14 protein-coding genes are annotated in these 16,967 nt (G+C 50.2%); 4 read left to right on the top strand and 10 right to left on the bottom strand.

Annotation, left to right across the window (positions count from 1 at the left end; translation table 11 throughout):
* Positions 1 to 2: 2 nt before the first annotated feature.
* From KNQ14_RS06535 to KNQ14_RS06490, 10 genes are all read right to left on the bottom strand, one after another.
* On the bottom strand, positions 3 to 911 hold the full coding sequence (locus KNQ14_RS06535; protein WP_058265957.1) for an AAA family ATPase: 909 nt from the start codon (positions 909 to 911) through the stop codon (positions 3 to 5).
* A 480-nt stretch (positions 912 to 1,391) separates the two neighbouring features.
* A complete protein-coding gene (locus KNQ14_RS06530) occupies positions 1,392 to 1,607 on the bottom strand; it encodes a DUF3006 domain-containing protein (protein ID WP_214860169.1) in 216 nt (71 codons plus the stop codon).
* Positions 1,608 to 1,628: 21 nt separating this feature from the next.
* Positions 1,629 to 2,492, bottom strand: a complete 864-nt coding sequence (locus KNQ14_RS06525) for a ComEC/Rec2 family competence protein (protein ID WP_251138282.1) — start codon at positions 2,490 to 2,492, stop codon at positions 1,629 to 1,631.
* Positions 2,486 to 3,076 carry a histidine phosphatase family protein gene (locus tag KNQ14_RS06520; protein WP_251138281.1) on the bottom strand — a complete coding sequence of 197 codons (591 nt, stop codon included), beginning with the start codon at positions 3,074 to 3,076 and terminating at the stop codon, positions 2,486 to 2,488. The genes KNQ14_RS06525 and KNQ14_RS06520 overlap by 7 nt, the downstream gene beginning before the upstream one ends.
* Before the next feature lie 7 nt (positions 3,077 to 3,083).
* Positions 3,084 to 3,878 (bottom strand): DUF3307 domain-containing protein, encoded by a 795-nt coding sequence (locus KNQ14_RS06515; protein ID WP_023468331.1) that lies wholly within the window; start codon positions 3,876 to 3,878, stop codon positions 3,084 to 3,086.
* Positions 3,875 to 4,522: a hypothetical protein gene (locus KNQ14_RS06510; protein ID WP_214860166.1), complete on the bottom strand. Its 648-nt coding sequence runs from the start codon at positions 4,520 to 4,522 to the stop codon at positions 3,875 to 3,877. The genes KNQ14_RS06515 and KNQ14_RS06510 overlap by 4 nt, the downstream gene beginning before the upstream one ends.
* 287 nt (positions 4,523 to 4,809) lie before the next feature.
* Positions 4,810 to 5,280 carry an NUDIX domain-containing protein gene (locus tag KNQ14_RS06505; protein ID WP_231681758.1) on the bottom strand — a complete coding sequence of 157 codons (471 nt, stop codon included), beginning with the start codon at positions 5,278 to 5,280 and terminating at the stop codon, positions 4,810 to 4,812.
* A 278-nt stretch (positions 5,281 to 5,558) separates the two neighbouring features.
* Entirely contained in the window at positions 5,559 to 7,964 is a 2,406-nt protein-coding gene (gene parC / locus KNQ14_RS06500; protein ID WP_214860165.1) for a DNA topoisomerase IV subunit A, read from the bottom strand.
* Complete coding sequence (parE, locus tag KNQ14_RS06495) at positions 7,957 to 9,927, bottom strand: DNA topoisomerase IV subunit B (protein ID WP_214860163.1); 1,971 nt, start codon at positions 9,925 to 9,927, stop codon at positions 7,957 to 7,959. Before parE ends, parC begins: the two co-directional genes overlap by 8 nt.
* Before the next feature lie 178 nt (positions 9,928 to 10,105).
* A complete protein-coding gene (locus KNQ14_RS06490; protein ID WP_023468336.1) occupies positions 10,106 to 10,507 on the bottom strand; it encodes a CoA-binding protein in 402 nt (133 codons plus the stop codon).
* 429 nt (positions 10,508 to 10,936) lie between these two features.
* Between KNQ14_RS06490 and KNQ14_RS06485 the strand changes: the two genes are divergently transcribed.
* The 4 genes from KNQ14_RS06485 to KNQ14_RS06470 are packed head-to-tail and all read left to right on the top strand — an operon-like array spanning position 10,937 to position 16,707.
* Positions 10,937 to 11,977, top strand: coding sequence for a tyrosine-type recombinase/integrase (locus KNQ14_RS06485; RefSeq protein WP_071908794.1), 1,041 nt, complete (start codon positions 10,937 to 10,939; stop codon positions 11,975 to 11,977).
* Between the two features lie 30 nt (positions 11,978 to 12,007).
* Positions 12,008 to 14,617 carry a DEAD/DEAH box helicase gene (locus KNQ14_RS06480; RefSeq protein ID WP_214860161.1) on the top strand — a complete coding sequence of 870 codons (2,610 nt, stop codon included), beginning with the start codon at positions 12,008 to 12,010 and terminating at the stop codon, positions 14,615 to 14,617.
* The gene (locus KNQ14_RS06475; protein ID WP_214745769.1) at positions 14,614 to 15,144 is read left to right on the top strand and encodes a glycerol-3-phosphate acyltransferase; all 531 of its coding nucleotides are present in this window, start codon (positions 14,614 to 14,616) and stop codon (positions 15,142 to 15,144) included. Before KNQ14_RS06480 ends, KNQ14_RS06475 begins: the two co-directional genes overlap by 4 nt.
* Positions 15,145 to 15,156: 12 nt before the next feature.
* Entirely contained in the window at positions 15,157 to 16,707 is a 1,551-nt protein-coding gene (locus tag KNQ14_RS06470) for a GNAT family N-acetyltransferase (RefSeq protein WP_214860159.1), read from the top strand.
* Positions 16,708 to 16,967 lie beyond the last annotated feature (260 nt).

Here is a 16,967-nt window from a genome sequence, read left to right as displayed (position 1 = left end):
GATTACACCTCAGTTGGAACAGTGAGTGAATCGAGGACTTGCTCGACGAGACGTTCGTTCGATAGCTTCAGCGTCGCTTCGAGCGTCAAGACGAGACGGTGGGCAAGCAATGGCGTCGCCAAGTGCTTGACGTCCTCTGGTGTGACGTACGTCCGCTCCTGCATCCAGGCCCGTGCTTTTGCTGCTTTTAAGAGTGCGAGCGTCGCTCGTGGACTCGGTCCGATCTCAACGTCACGATGGGCGCGGAGTGCGTCACAGACATCGAGTAAGTAGTTTTCGACGCTATCCTCGATCGAGACGGCGACGACTTCCTCTTTCCAGTCATTGAGTTGTTCGAGCGGAATCTGTAGTTCGGCTGCTGTTAAGTGCGCCCCGCGTAATAATGCTTTTTCCGCTTGACGTGTCAGGGGAGCGAACGATAATTTGAACAAGAAACGGTCGAGTTGGGCATGCGGTAATGGGAATGTACCGTGTCCATCGAACGGATTTTGTGTCGCGATGACAAGAAAGTGTTGCGGTAACGTATAAGATGTATCCCCGATCGTCACTTGCCCTTCCGCCATTGCCTCGAGCAATGCTGACTGTGTCCGTGGAGTCGTCCGGTTGATTTCATCGACGAGGACGATGTTCGCGAACAGCGGACCAAACCGTTGTTCAAACGATCCTGTCAGCGGGTTGAACAGCTCCATCCCAAGTAGGTCGGTCGGTAACGTATCCGCTGTACATTGAACACGTGAGAACTTCGCTTCGAGTGTCTGCGCCAGTGCTTTTGCTAATGTCGTCTTACCGGTCCCCGGACGGTCTTCGAGCAACACATGACCTTCTGCGAGCAAGCCCATCAATAAATGATCAATCACATCGTCCTGACCAAGGACAGATTGTTTGAGTGATGTACGTAACGTTTGAAACATGGATGATTCCCCCTTTAATATGCATCGTATTTCTAAAGTGTACGAAAATTCAGAAAAAACTGCTAGTGATTTTCCAGGAATCACGCATAAAGAAATACGTCTATCTTTTATACTACCAGTTTCATCCAAAATTTTCGTAAAATATCAAAAAAATTGAAACAGGATTATGAAGTTACTTAGCGAATAGAAGGATATAGTCATTGGAATAGGGAGGATGGACAGATGAAACCACATACTTACCGAATCGAACTCTACTCTAAACCAGCAACAGGATGTTGCTCACAGTCCTATTGACGAGTATCAACGTATTGTTGCCGGAGGACCTCCGAATCGCCGAGCCTTTGCCGCGATTCGTCGGCTCCCATTCGGATTACGTTTGCTGACGTATACGCTCGGTTCCTTATTCACAGCATCATCGCTGGTCTCGTCATCAGTCTACTGGGTTAAAAAAGACTCCCTCAGCGTTCTAAGGGAGTCCCATCATTCTTCAAAGAGATCATCCATCAAATCGGTGATCTCTTTTTTACGTGCGTTCGTCTCATCGCGTAAGATCCGAATCGAGCGCCCGGTCCAGTCGAGTCGGTCGCCAATCGTCGCCTGGCGCGGCAAACGACTTTTCGGTAATGTGATCGTCTCGCGTTCGTCCGTCTCGCAAATCGCTAGATCGTCTTCAAAATCAGCTAGGGTCAATCGCATCTTATGCACCTCCACGTCTTGTTATTCCGGTCGTAAGTCGGTCCGGTTCGATTCCTTGATGCCGTCACCAGTCGAGATATACTGGATCGTTCCGCTTTGATCGGTTCGATCAATCGTAATCCGTTCTGTCTTCAGCTCCTGTAAGACGGAGGGACGTGGGTGACGATAGGCATTGTCCTTCCCGGCTGAGATCAATGCTCGCTTCGGATCAACGGCTTGTAGGAAGGGCAGGGAGGACGATGTGTCTGCTCCGTGATGTCCAAGCTTCAAGACATCGGCGCTAAGATCGGCATCTGACTCGAGCAATTGTCGTTCCGTCCGGATCGGTGCGTCGCCCATGAAGAGGAACCGGTCCTGTCCATGTTCGACCCGCAGGACGGCACTCCAGCTGTTGAGATCCTGTGTCCCGTCCGTTAGGGGAGCAAGGAACGTAAAGCGTGCAGCTTCACTCGGTATCTCAAGACCTGCCTTAACCGATTTGATTGTCACCCCTTCGCGTTTGACGGCAAGGAGGAAATCGCGGTATGTCTCTGTCGTATGCGTGACACGCGGGGCATAGACGCTATCGACTGGAAAGGCATCGAGGACGGTATCAAGTCCACCGATATGATCGGCGTCCGGATGTGTCGCGATGACTGCTGTTAAGCGTTTGACACCCAATTCTTGCAGGTAGCGGACGACATCCTCGCCTTTGCCGTTATTCCCGCCGTCAATCAAGATCGCGTCTTCCTTCGTCCGGATGAACGTGCTATCTCCTTGACCGACGTCAAAACCGTAGACCTCCATCTGTCCCGTGTTTGGGGCAGGGGGCTCTTCGTCCCGTGTCGTATAAAAGATGACGATTAAACAGAGTGCTAACAGAATCGTTGATCCCCATTTCAACATGTCGGTTCCTCTTTCTCGAACAGATACAGCATGCCGTTACGCGGATGACCGAACCGTGGCCCCTGGTAACCGCGCCGTTTCAACGCAGCCCGCATTAAAATCATCATGCCGCCGTGACCGACGAGTAAGACCCGTTCATCATCCTCGAACATCAGTTGATTCAACAGGACCTCAATCCGTTCATTCGCTTCCTTGATCTCCGCTTGAATCCGTTTGCTGAACGGGGCTGCGAGTCGACCGAGGACCGCCCAGCCAAGAAACGGTAACCGTAGATTCGACTGAATCGTCGGAAACGGTACTTCCCGTAGTAGATCCGTCACGATGATCTCTTTATCGTAGACACTCTTCGCCGTCTGGACGGCGCGTGGCATGCTACTGGCATAACAGACTGTCCAGTCGATCTGACCGAGCTCGACCGGTTGAATATCGATGTCTGACGTATCATACCGTTCAATCCATTTTTCAATATCGCTGGCACTGATCCAGCCTTTCGTCGGGTATCCTTCCGTCACCCGGTGATGTCTCACTAATCCAATTTGTTTCATACTTCGTGCGACGGTCAAGACCGTCTCCCTCACTTTCATTCATCGTTTAGAGTGCGACGCGAATCGCGAGTCCACATAAAATCGCACCTAAGATACTGAGCAAGCTCCCGATGATGTAATATTCCGCAAAACGGCGATCTTCAAACTGTTTAAAACGGGCCAGTGCCTTCAAAGCAATGATGAAGCCAATCGCTCCGGTTGCGTTCGTGACGACGAGCAGGGTAATGATTGCCCGTTCGACGAGACCGATATAACGCCCGATTCCGTTTAATTCCGTCGTATAACTGCGCGCAGAATCTTCGACTTCATGTGTGACGGTCCGTGAGACGCCGTCGAGTTGCTCCTTACGTGTCACTTTTCGCTCGAAATGCGCTTCGATCAAGCGCGGAGCAAATGGTGCGAGCATCAAAGCAATCCCGTGACCGAGTAACTCTGTCGTCACTAAACTAAAGCACAGAATCCAGAGGACCTGCTCGGGTCGCGCGAACGACAATGACCAATCAATCGGAACGAACACCCATGTCAAGGCAATGATGGCAGCGATATGTAACGCTTGATCGATCCAGTACGCCGCTGCTTGCTTGACGCGACGTTTGAGCGGGGAAGCATCGAGTAGGGCGTGAAACACGAGAATGCTCCCTCCTAGCCATCCGGCGATGTCGAGGGTCAACTGCCCTCGGATGACGAAGAACGCGAGGACAAGTAGCATCAGAGACGCATGGACGGCAAGATGTTGGAACAAGATGCGTCGGTGTCGATGTTTCAGTTGCGCCATCCGTCTCGTCTGTAATGGAAAATCAGCAAGTAAGTGGACAAGGATAAGGCTAAGTAAGACAGTCACCGAATCGCCTCCCAGACTTGGAATTGCTCCAGTGCCTGTGCCAAGGCAGCTTCAAGTCGCTTGCGTTGCTTACGCTGCGAGCGAGAGACGAGTTTTGCGACATTCGCGCGAGCATCTTGTTCCTTAAAGCCCATCTTTAAACCGATCTCTTCATACGTATCATCCGGATATTGATCCATCAACCGGTGCAACTCAATCTGACGGTCCGTCTTCCCGAAATACGCCGGATAGAGCATCTCAAGATAACCATTCAGCAGGGCGGTCGGTAAGTAGGGCGGTCCAGCAAAGGCGATCTGTGACGGAAGCGTCTTCGCCAATTCCTGTGCTTCAAAGGCATGAATGATCGCACTACCATTGGCTTCTTCAGCTTGGGTCGTCGAAATCGTCTCATACTGACCAAATCCAATCCCGATGTAACCTGGTAATTCTTGATTCAATAAGTGCAGAATGACCGGATAACTAACCGGATAATCCGCAAATACCGCTAGTAAGCTATCACCGGATTTGATTTGGAACGGAACGATACTCGTTGGAAATGCCGTATTCAGATTGTTCGCGAGTTCTCGGAGCGCTTGAAGTAATGCTTCTTTGCTCGGATAATCGCGGGAGCCTTTGACATCAAACGACAAGGCAACAGCTTGCATGACGATTCCTCCTGTTCATTTGTTGCCACAATTATGGGAACATTTGATTTGTTACCGTTAAAAAGGTAACATTCGCGGTGTTACTGTTATTAGAGTAACAAAGAATGAAGAAGAAGACCAACAGGACGATAGACCGATTTTTACACGACAGGGGGGATGGATGAATCTGACCAGAAAATCATTTTTTTATTCAAGTTAACATAACATATATTATCAATAGTTATAAGGTTCTGTCTCATAATCAAGGTAAACTTAAGATATTGAGACAAAACAAAAAAAACACGGGATTAACCGTGTTTTCGACAATCATACGGACGTGTCCGTTCCAATCGATGAATCAAACGATCCAAGAAAATATGATGGCGGCGTTCGAGTTGCGTGATCCGATCAAGTGGCAACCACGCGAAATCAAAGAAATCACCGCAATCCTGACCGTCACCAGCCACACAATGCGTCCAGCGGTTCTCTTGGCATTCGATGTGCGCATGGTAGAAATACGTGTAATGCACCCGCATTCGCTCCGGATAGCGCATCTCTTCTTCGCCGATGTACTGGACGGATGCTAACGAGAGACCACTTTCCTCAAGCGTCTCACGGACAGCCGCTTCTTTTGCGATTTCAGCATCTTCGATCGTACCTGCGGGGATCTGCCAATCACTCTCAGGAGCCGATTGTGGATGAAAAACAAGTAGTTCCCATCCGTTAGGTTTTTCCCGAGTGATATAGATTGCTACTTTTTCGCGACGTCTGAATTTCATCTTCATCACCTCTCCAAGGTCGGCAGATTGCACAACAAGCAGCTAAAGGGACGGTCCCGTAGCTGCTTGATCAATTGACGCTATAAGCAAAGCTGCGGAGACGCGTGACCCGACGCTTGTTCGTGACGAATCGTGACCTGACTATTTCTTCTATTGTAGCCGTTATTGGTCAGTGTTTCAATTTGTAAACGATATTTATAGCGATAAATCTCAAAATTCCCCCTCTCCTGCCCCGCTAGATCTAAAAAAGCTCCCCCGTTATCCGGAGGAGCCTCGTCTTATCGTGTATACCAGTCGAGTAAGGGACCGAATTTCTCTTCATCGTAGGCAAATGAACCGTTCGATAAGCGGTCGAGGAACGATAACGAACCGATTTGGATCGTTTTTTCCTGTTCTTTTCCGCTGAGGACCAATTCTTTCGCTTGTGTGACGTCGATCAATGCAGCGACTTGGTGTGGTTTCGATTTCAAGTCACGGAGCAACTGTAAGCCGCGGAGCGCACGGCTCGAGACTTGGAACTGATCCGCGAGACGCATCTTCTTCAAGGCACCCCGTTGCGTCAAGAGGACGATCTGTGGTGCTTCCTTGAAGCCAATTGCACCCGCGACGACATCTTGATCCTTCAGGTTGATCGCTTTAACACCGGCAGCCCGGACACCGACGACAGGAACGTCGTCTTCCGTGAACCAGAGACCGAAACCGTTCTGTGTCGCAAGGAACAGTTCCGATTGACCTGTTGAGACCTGAGCATACAAAACTTCGTCATCTGCCTTCAAACGGACACCTTGAAGTGGTTTTGACTTCCGCTGGGCGTTGTAGTCACTCAGTTTCGAACGCTTGACCATCCCTTGACGAGTCACGAACAAGCAATGCTGTGCTTCGTCGAACGAGCGGACGAGATCCGCTGAGAGAACCCGGTCACCCGGTTCGAGTGGAACGAGGTTCGCGACGTGTTGACCGCCATCTTTCCACTTCGTATCCGGCAATTGATGGACCGGAATCAGCAAGTAATTCCCGCGAACGGTCCAGACGATCAAGTGGTCGGTCGTCATCGCTTGCCCTTGGAGCAACGGACGATCCTGTTCCTTCAAGTCCGGCAAGTCGTTCGAAGCACCGAATGAACGGAGCGACGAACGTTTGACGTAACCGTTTTTCGACAGGAAGACCATCGTTTCTTCGACAGCAATCATGACTTCCGTCTTCAGCTTCAGTTCTTCAACTTCCGCTTCGATCGTCGAGCGACGTTTGTCCGCGACTTGTTCCTTCAAGACTGTCAATTCCTTGATGATCAGACGATTCCGTGTCTTTTCATCGTTAAGGATCTTCTCAAGACGAGCGATTTCCTTCTCGAGTTTCGCAGCTTCTTCCTGTAACTCGACGATATCGGTATTCGTTAACCGGTACAGCTGGAGCATAACGACGGCTTCCGCTTGGCGATCCGTAAAGTTGAAGCGCGTGATCAGCTTCTCCTTCGCATCTGCTTTGTTCGACGCAGATCGGATCAAGGCAAGTGTCTCATCGAGGACAGAGATCGCTGTCATTAAGGCAGAAACGACTTCCTGACGGCGTTTCGCTTGTTCGAGATCAAACGCTGTCCGGCGGATGACGACTTCCTTGACGTGTGCAAGATACGCATCAAGTAGTGTCAAGACGCCCATTTGCCGCGGTGTCCGTTCATGGATCGCGACCATGTTGTAGTTATAGGCAATTTGTAAGTCAGTCTGTTTGAGGTAGAAGTGTAAGACACCTTCTGCGTCCGCTTCCTTCTTCAACTCGATGACGACCCGTAAGCCGTCGCGGTCGGTCTCATCACGGACTTCAGCGACACCTTCGACCTTTTTATCAAGACGGAGTTCTTCCATCCGTTTAACGAGATTCGCTTTATTGACCTCATACGGGAGCTCCGTGATGACGATTTGCTGACGACCACCCCGCAGTGTCTCAATCGTTGAGCGCGAGCGGATGATGACTTTCCCGCGTCCTGTCTCGAACGCCTTCTTGATGCCGTCAAGCCCTTGGACGACACCACCAGTCGGGAAATCAGGACCTTGCATGTGCGTCAACAAGTCATCGACGTTCTGGACCGTACCGGAAATCCGACCAATCGCAGCATCTAGGACTTCTCCCGCGTGGTGCGGTGGAATCTCGGTTGCGTAACCAGCGGAAATCCCCGTCGAACCGTTCATCAACAAGTTCGGCAGGAGCGACGGTAAGACGAGCGGTTCTTCCGTCGTATCATCGAAGTTCAGCGTGTAATCGACGGTTTGTTTGTTGATCCCGTCGAGAATCAGACTCGAAACTTTCGACAGACGGGCTTCCGTATACCGCATTGCTGCCGCGCTATCACCGTCGATTGACCCGTTGTTCCCTTGCATATCGATCAGCGGGTAACGGAGTTTCCACTCTTGGCTCAAGCGGACCATTGCTTCATAGACCGATGAATCACCGTGCGGGTGATAGTTACCGATGACGACACCGACCGTCTTCGCTGATTTCCGGTAGGCCCGGTCGAACAGGTTGCCTTCCGTATGCATCGCATACAAGATTCGGCGTTGAACCGGTTTCAGACCATCCCGGGCATCCGGTAAGGCACGATCTTGGATGATATATTTCGAATAACGACCAAACCGGTCGCCGACGACTTGCTCGAGCGACAGGTTCAGGATGTTTTGTAGATTAGACATGTTCGTTCACACTCTCTTTCGTCACGTGCTCATTCTCGATGATCGAGAGGTCTTCCGCGAGACCGAAGGCGACATTGTCCTCGATCCACGTCCGGCGGTGACCAACGTTATCGCCCATTAAGACCGAGACACGTTTTTCCGCAACAGCAGCATCGTCGATCGTGACCCGAATCAATGTCCGTGTCTCGGGATCCATCGTTGTTTCCCAGAGCTGTGGTGCATTCATCTCCCCAAGTCCTTTGTAACGCTGGATCATATAACCTTTACCGAATTTCTTCGTCGTTTTCTTGAGTGTCTCTTCGTCCCAGACGTATTCAAATTTCTCCGATTTGCCTTTTCCTTTTGAGACACGATAGAGCGGTGGTAAGGCAACGAAGACCTTCCCAGCGTCGATCAACGGACGCATGTAGCGGAAGAAGAACGTCAATAGCAAGACTTGGATATGTGCGCCATCGGTATCGGCATCCGTCATGATGATGACTTTGTCGAAATTACAATCCGACAAGTCAAAATCGGCTCCGACACCGCCACCAATCGCATGAATGATCGTATTGATCTCTTCATTTTTCATGATGTCAGCGAGTTTCGCTTTTTCCGTGTTCAAGACCTTACCACGGAGTGGAAGAATCGCTTGGAACGTCCGGTTTCGTCCTTGTTTCGCAGAACCACCGGCAGAATCACCCTCGACGAGGAACAATTCATTCTTGTCCGCGTTTTTCGAAGCAGCAGGTGTCAGTTTTCCGTTCAAGATGCTCGAACGTTTCTTCTTTTTCCCATTTCGTGCTTCTTCGCGGGCTTTACGTGCTGCTTCACGCGCTTGCGCTGCGCGGATCGCTTTTTTGATCAACAGCGTCGCCGTTTGCGGGTTCTCTTCCAAGTACGTCGAGAGACGACGACTGATGACAGCGTCACAGCTCGTCCGCGCTTCCGGTGAACCGAGTTTCGACTTCGTTTGTCCTTCGAACTGAAGGAATTCTTCCGGAATTCGGATCGAGACGATCATCGTCAACCCTTCGCGGATATCATTTCCGTCAAGGTTCTTATCCTTTTCCTTCAAGAGCGTGTTCTTTCGGGCATATTCATTCATGACCCGTGTCATCGCCGTCTTCGCACCAACTTCGTGTGTTCCACCGTCGCGTGTCCGGACGTTGTTGACGAACGACAGGACGTTTTCCGAGTACGCATCCGTGAACTGAAAGGCGATATCGACTTCGATCTCGTTTTCCGTGCCTTCGAACGCGACCGTCGGATGAAGCGTATCTTTATCATCATTCAAGTACTGGACGAATTCGCTGACACCGTCTTGGTACTGGAAGATATCTTGTTTATCGGACCGTTCGTCCGTCAGCGTAATCTTCAGACCTTTCAGCAAGAAAGCGGATTCGCGTAAGCGTTCTGCGAGCGTATCGTAGTTGTATGTCAACGTACTGAAGATCGAGCCATCTGGTTTAAAGTAAACGCTCGTTCCGTTTTGACGCGTCGTACCCGTTTCAAGCAACGTCGTCTTCGGCATCCCACCGTTTTCAAACGTTTGCTCATATTGTTTCCCGTCACGGAAGATCGTTACTTTCAAATCCGTTGATAAGGCGTTAACGACCGACGCCCCGACGCCGTGTAAGCCACCGGACGTCTTATATCCACCTTGACCGAACTTACCGCCAGCGTGAAGGACTGTGAAGATGACTTCAGCAGTCGGCTTTCCCGATGCATGCATCCCCGTTGGCATTCCACGTCCATGGTCACGGACAGTGATTGCATTATCTTTATGAATCGTGACGTCAATTTGTTCCCCGAATCCTGCAAGTGCCTCATCGATTGCGTTATCGACGATCTCGTAGACGAGATGGTGAAGTCCACGGTGATCGGTTGAACCGATATACATACCTGGGCGCTTCCGGACTGCTTCGAGTCCTTCGAGCACCTGTATGGCATCATCATTGTAGTTATTTAAGTCTGTCGCCATTCATTTCACCTCAAAATTCGAAATTACGACGTCGTTTTTACAAACGTTCGTTCGTTATTTCAAGTAGTCTGTCTCTAATTGTAGGCATCTTCTTGCTTCCTGACAAGCATAACCTGTAAAGCGCATGAAAAAAGACACCTTCACGAACGGGTGAAGATGCCTGAAATCGTGCGATGACTCACAGATATTGATGCTCGATTTTGATGCAACGATTCTCAATATATGGAATACCAGCACCGAGTGCAAGACTTTCTGCTTCGACACTCGAGAGACCAAGCTGATTCCAAATCATCCCGACGTCACCGTGAGCAACAGCATCTTTGGCGACATCCGCTAAAAACTCAGACCGACGGAAGACGTCGACTATATCGATGTGTCCTGGAATGCTTGCGACGCTCGGATAGACTTTTTGACCGTTCCACTCGTTTAACGTCGGATTGACCGGAATGACTTCGTATCCATGTTGGACTAAGTAGTCAGCAATCCAGTTTGCGGTCTTTCCGGAATCACTCGAGACACCGACGACGGCAATGCGTTTAGCATCCTTCAAATACTGACGTGCTTGTTGATCAGTAATCATTTAGAACTCCCCCTTATGAAAATAACTCTTACCTAACACTCTATACCCGAACCAAGATGAAGTATGCGAAATCGAGCACGTTTTCGACGTTTTTCAGAAATCGTCTTGAAATCAAATGAGTCGACCAATGACCCGTCGAACCACTTCTCGATGCAACTGAGAGCGAAATTGAATATTCATTCTTTTTTGATGATTTAGGTTACATAATACTATTATTGTTATTAAAAAGAATGTCGTAGCTCAGAAACGATAAAAATAGGTTGAATTCTCACGTGCATCGAGTTGATCAACGACCCGTCTGGTGCGTTGTCGATGCAACTGAGCGCTCCCTGTCTGACAATTTAACGTTGCGTGAAATAACTATTTCACGCAAACAAGTGTCTTACGTACCAACGTTTGGTATACTACTACTAGAGGGGTGATTGTGGGATGAGTTTATTTAAAAACCTAGGAAAAACGATACATAAAACGACCGTTTCGGCTACAGCACCAGCGATTCCTGGTTATGAGCGGATGCCACGCTTCATTCAGTCCTATTTGGATCAGTTAGCAGCAAAACATTTCTCATTAGCAACGATGCGTCGCTACGTCTATGACTACGAAGCGTTCTTTCAATTCGTCGCTGCGGCGTCTGGCGAAGAAGTAACGGCGCGAGATATTCCGCTTGAAGCGTTCGTCGAGATCGATGCATCAGGAATTGAAGCTTACGCTGAATATCTTGCCTTAACGAAACAAAATGCACCAAGCGTGATCAATCGAAAGCTATCGGCGTTACAGTCGTTGTTCCGTTATTTGGTCGATACCGGTCAGCTGTCAGAAAACCCGGTCGCAAAAGTCAACCGACCAAAACAAGCAAAACGGGAACCGGTCTACCTGACGAAACGCGAGTGGGACGAATTGATTCAGTTGTTACCGTCGAACGTCGAGATGAATGCCCGGGAAGCGTCGCATTATGAACGTGATCGCGTCCGCGACGTGACGTTATTCCAACTACTCGGCTATAGCGGGATGCGTTTGAGTGAGATGACGCAACTCGTCTGGAATGATGTCGATTTCCATGAAAACACGCTCCGCGTCATCGGAAAAGGCAATAAAGAGCGGCTGATTCCACTCGCGAAACCAGCACGGATCGCCTTACGCAAATACGCGATTCATTATCAGATGCCAACGAGTGGCGCCGTGCCTGTCTTCCAAAAACACGGGAAACCACTCAGCCCACGGGCAGTCCAGCATATTTTGCAGCGGCACACCGAACGATTGAAACCGGTCCTCCCCTTTTTAGAGCGCAAAAAAATTACACCGCATAAATTGCGGCATACGTTTGCGACACGTCTTGCGACCGGTGGGGTCGATGTCCTGACGATCCAGCAGTTACTTGGTCATGAATCCGTCGCGACGACACAAGTCTATGCCCATATTGGCGATTCGGAGAAAAAACGCGCCGTCGATTTATTTGATGGTGAACGATAATCATATTATGTTAACTAAAGGAGAGTTGTCATGAATTACGGGCTCAGTGAACGCAAAATCAAACAGATGTCTGATGCCTATGCTTTTCGACGGGGAAAGAAGTATGTCGCCGCTCGAAAGGTCACGTTGCATAATTATCGAATGGGCGACGAGCTGATCGAAGCGAGTGTCGACGGTAAGGAACGATTCACGGTGACGGTCCGCGTCAAGGCGCACGGTGTCGACGCCGGCTGTAATTGTCCATCACTTGCGATGGATACGTCATTTTGCGGACATATCGTCGCCGTTTTACTGGCGATGCATCATGTACAGGCGCACGGTACACCGACGCCGTTATCGCCGCAAATCCGTCCCTTCACGGCGATTCAAGTCGATGACGCCGGCGCGCGCCATTATTTACGCAGTCTCACACCGGATCGTCGGGTAGCGATTCATTTCGAACTGACCGGCCCCGTCGTGACGCTTAAACGATTGACGGACAATCAACAGCATCAACTGTCCCTACCCTACTTCGATCGGTTGCTTGAACAGACGGAGTATTTGCAGCGGGTCGCAGATGTTTCGTTCAGTCCTGATTTACAGGAACGAATCGTCTCCGGAACGCCAATCGTCAAGTTGCATCTTGACCGAACGGCTCGGGAAGTCGAAGTCCGTGTGTCGTTTGATTATCAAGGGATTCAGCTGAATCCGCTCGACGAGACGATTTATGCTGGACGGGATCAAGTAACGGAGCAAAGTGTCTTACGCTATTTACGTGAATTCCAAGCAACACCATCGAATTCGCACTATGTCATCACCACTGACGCCGCGCAGTATGCTTTTTTGCGGAGTCTGCTTGACGAACGAGTTGCGCTCGGTCAACTGGAGTTATTTGCAACGCAAGCGATCCGAACGACGTTACCAAAAGGACCCTTTCATCCGCGGATCGAAGTCGACGTGACAGACCGCCTCGACTGGCTTGTGTTTAACTTTTCGATGGACGGAATTCCGGAAGACGAACTGAAACGTGTCCTAAAGTCGCTCATCTTACAAAAACGCTATCACCGTTTGAAATCCGGACAGTTCGTATCTTTAGAGGCACGGGCCTTTCAGCAGTTGCAACGGGTTCTCGCCCAGATGGAAGCGAGTGAACGCGACTTACGCGACGGGCGACTCGTCTTACCTGCCGTCCGGAACATGAAGCATCTGATCGGTGCCTCCATCCTGCATCTCCATGCCGATTTGCTCGAGAAATGGTTCGAATTGAAATCCGGACAAGGATTCTGGCTCGACTTGCCGAATTCATTAGAGTCACAACTCTATCCGTATCAACGGACGGGCATTCAATTTCTAAAGAATTTGGACGCGCACCGATGTCACGGCATCTTGGCCGATGAGATGGGGCTTGGAAAGACAATTCAAGCGATTGGTTATATAGCAACGATTTCGGATAGTCGTGCACTGATCGTCGCACCAGCATCACTGCTCCGCAACTGGGAGGCGGAATTGAAGCGCTTTTTACTCGGTCGACCGGTTCATGTCGTGACGGGATCTCAAACTAGCCGACTTTCCGAACTGGAGTACTTGGCTGAAAACACAGTGACGATCGTCTCCTACACGACGCTTCGGACCGACGTCCGTCGCCACCCCGTATATGACGTCGTTTTCTTTGATGAAGCACAGCACTTGAAGAATCCGCAGTCACAAACGGTCAGTCAACTGCGACATCTGCAAGCAAAACGACGGTTCGCCTTAACGGGCACACCACTTGAGAATCGTCCGCGTGATATCTGGTCGATTTTCCATGTCTTGTTTCCAGAATTACTGCCGGATTTAGCGACGTTTGAGAAATGGTCATTTGATGACATGCAACAGTTCATCCAACCGTTCTTATTACGGCGTGAGAAACAAGATGTCTTACAGGATTTACCGAAGAAACAGATCGAGCATCATTATGTCGAGCTCGGTCCTAACCAAAAACGGTTATATGCGTCGTATCTTGCCAAATTGCAACTCGAGACGCTGCAGCACTTAGACGAGACGAAACGCGAAGATCGTTTGAAGTTACTGGCTGGGTTAACGCGGTTGCGGCAAATTTGCGACGATCCGGAGTTATTCGTTGAGGGATACACGGGAGAAGCGACAAAACGAACGCGTCTGCTCTCATTGATTGCCGAAAAACGGGCCGCCGGAAAGCGGATCTTGATTTTCTCGCAGTATACACAAATGCTCGAGCGCATTCGCTCGGATCTCGCGCAACGTCACCTCCCTCACTTCCTGTTGACGGGTGAGACACCACTCGAAGACCGGGTGGCGTTATGCGATCGGTTCAATGACGGTGAAGTCGATCTCTTCTTGATTTCCCTGAAAGCGGGTGGGACGGGATTGAATCTCGCAACTGCTGATACCGTCATCCTCTTTGACAGCTGGTGGAATCCGGCCGTCGAACAGCAAGCTGCCGATCGTGCCCACCGGCTTGGACAACAATCCGACGTGACGGTCATCAAATTGCTGACACGCGGGACAATCGAAGAAAAGATGACGGAATTACAAGATCGAAAAGCCCAGATGGTCGATGCCGTCCTGACGGCTCCAGACAGTGATGCCTTGACCGTCAAAGAACTCGTTCATCTCGTAGAAACAAAGGAGGAACATCGGTGACCCTTGATCTCCTGCTTGGTTACCTTATCGGCAGTATTCTTGGCGGTACGCTCTGGAAGTACGTCAGTCGTACCGATTTGGCTCAGGTCGGTTCCGGAAACATCGGTGCCCGCAACGCCCATCGTGCCGGTGGGCTCCCGGCCTTTTTATTCGTGTATCTGTTTGATGCCGCGAAGACCGTTCTTGCACTACAGATCACAGATGCATTTTATCCCGTTGCTCTTGCCGTGCTCATCGGCCACTTGTTTCCATTGTTTCATCCGCGACGTGGCGGTAAAGGATATGCCGTATTTTCCGGCATCGTCTTCGCCATCACGCCGTGGGCATATCTTGTCGGACTAGGCATACTCGGTCTGTCTTATCTCGTAACGAAAGATAGCGTCAAAGCGGGGCTGATTCCGGTTGTTCTGCTCCCGTTACTCCCTGTCTACTTTGACGCGGGACCCATCAATATCTTGTGTGCCGTTGCCGTAAGTCTACTTGTCCTGTGGGCTCATGATGCACTTCACAAGCCAGTCATTACATAAGGAGGACGTCTCATGATCGACTTTTCCATTGCCACCGCTTCGGACGCGGAAGCAATCCATGAACTGAACTACCTCACCTTCACGGAAGAGATTCCGCAACATCAACCGAATATCGAACGGAAACGGATTGACCGGTTTCATGATCAAAATACCTATCTGATCGGCAAGGAAGACGATCGACTCGTCGCGATGATTGCTATTCGAAAGCATCGTCCTTTTTCGCTTGAGGAAAAGGGCGTGACGCTAGATGAGACACTGACGGACCCAGCGGAAATCCGCTTACTCAGCGTTCGTCCCGAATACCGCAATAGTCGTACGTTCATGCAATTAATGCGTTTTTTGATGGTCTACTTGGAGCGGGAAACGATTGATCATGTCTATATCAGTGGTACGACACGGGAAGCTAAACTATATGCGCGGTTCGGCTTCACACCAATCGCAGCAACGCTCGGTAGTGGCGATGCCCAGTTCGTACCGATGTTGTTGTCACGCGCAACATATGAACGATCCGTCATCGCGGACGTTTTACGTCCTCTGCATTTTCTAGCCGGTCCAGTCGAGGTTGCACCAACGGTTCGCCAAGCGGCGCAACAAGCACCGCGCCCGCACCGGACGGCTTCGATGCGCCAGCTCGATCAAGATTTACGTGGTCGGATGTGTCAGTTGCTGGATTTGCCACATGTCTCGATGGCTGTCGGCAGTGGTACCCTCGCCAACGATATCGTCGCACAACAACTGAGTGGACATGGATTGATCCTAAACGGTGGCGAGTTCGGTCAACGCTTGATCGATCACGCGGCACGAGCAGGAAAGTCATTTGATATCCACCTGCTTCCGTCCGGTCACCCAATCGAATTAGAACAACTCGCAAGCCAGCTGCATCAAACGGAATACGACTGGATCTGGTTGACGCATTGTGAGACGTCTACGGGCGTCCTCTACGATCTCGATGCGGTAAAAGCACTGTTAAATCAACGAACCGCACTCATCGTCGATGCGATCAGCGCCGTCGGAACCGGACGTTTCTCATACGCTGGTTGCAGATTCGTCACGACCGTCTCCGGAAAAGCAATTGGTGGTTTACCGGGTCTTGCGTTCATCGGTCATACAGACAGCATCCTACCTTCTCCACGAATTCCACGTTATCTGGATCTCGGACTCTATGCGGAAGGCGTCGCCTTTTCCGGCTCATCGAACTTGTTGCTCGCCTGTCAGGCAGCGCTCGATGCCCTTGATCTCGATCAAGCCGCCATCAAGATGACCTATCTCGAACAGGCCGTTCGGGCGACTGGTTTCAACCTGCTTGCGACTCAAGAAGCACAAGCGCCGGGAATTCTGACGATCGTCCATCCGTCAGCAACCGCTTTAGGAGACGCTCTCCGGATCCAGGGCTATCATGTTCAATATGAAAGCGACTATCTCGTCCATAATCAATGGCTCCAAATCTCAACGATGGGACAGACGACGATGCGGCACATCGAACGTCTCATCCGAGTATTAGTCCGTGAAAACCAACGCATCACCATAAAAAATGAAAAAAATGAAAGACCTCTTAACCCTTGATTTCAAGCGTTTTGGAGGTCTTTCGACTTTAAAAAATAAAAAATAGAGGTTTAAGGATTTAAAACATAGGGGTATAAACTCACTAGCACCGCATCAAACGGTGACTTACTCACACATGTTTCTCAATATCAGCGTAATGACCTGGGAGAGAAATGCAAAGTCACGAAAGCGTCAGATTCAATGCGAGTCTGGAACCGATTGTCTTAGCATATTTAAATTGTTCAGGACTTGTCCTGCTCCTACATTCATTACCTTTTGAG

This window comes from Exiguobacterium sp. s161 (genome assembly GCF_018619045.1).
GTDB classification, from domain to species: domain Bacteria; phylum Bacillota; class Bacilli; order Exiguobacteriales; family Exiguobacteriaceae; genus Exiguobacterium_A; species Exiguobacterium_A indicum.
This window is presented reverse-complemented; position numbering and strand designations above follow the sequence as displayed.